Below are 634 nucleotides of genomic sequence, written 5' to 3' on the forward strand. Positions count from 1 at the left end.
GAAAACAGCCCGGTGGCCGCCGTCGCCCGCTCGCTGGAGGGCACCGCCCCGTACAGCGCGACCATCAGCGTCAAACAGCATCGGCCTCTCATTCAGGTCCAGTCGGATCTGACCCCGATGACGGTGCGTCTACCGGCACCGCTGAACAAGGCGGCTGGGCAGCCCTTGCCGGTGCGTTTCGAAATGCAACCGCTGGCGTCCAACAACGCCGTCGACGAAATCGTTCTGCAGGTCGGGAATATCGTCAGCGCGCGCTACGAGCAACGCAACACAGGCAACGGCGTCGAGGTGCTGCGCGGCGGCATCGGTGTGCGGCAGCCGGTGCCGCAGCCGCAGGAAGGCGTGCAAGCGAATCTGGCGCTGGATCAGTTGGACGTCGACGCCTGGCGCCATGCCTTTGCTGCACCCGCCCCTGACAAGAGCGCCAGCCAGATTGCCGCCGAACATGGTGCCAATGCAGCCAACGCCTCCAACAACCACAGCGCGTATCTGCCCAGCCACCTGAACGCCCGCGCGCAGACGCTGCGCATTCTGGGCCGCGACTTCAACGCCGTGCGCATCGACGCCACCCGCGATGGCGCCAACTGGCAATCGACCATCGATTCGCGCGAAATTGCGGGCAGCGCGCGCTGGC

At 66.4% G+C, this 634-nt stretch carries 1 protein-coding gene; it reads left to right on the forward strand.

Translation table 11 applies throughout. The features are described from left to right. Positions 1–634, forward strand: a 634-nt coding sequence (locus tag D1614_RS28245; protein ID WP_206610168.1) for a YhdP family protein, incomplete at both ends; no start/stop codon positions are given.

Origin of the sequence: Maribellus luteus, assembly GCF_003576475.1 — a bacterium.
In the GTDB taxonomy this organism is placed as follows: Bacteria; Bacteroidota; Bacteroidia; order Bacteroidales; family Prolixibacteraceae; genus Draconibacterium; species Draconibacterium luteum.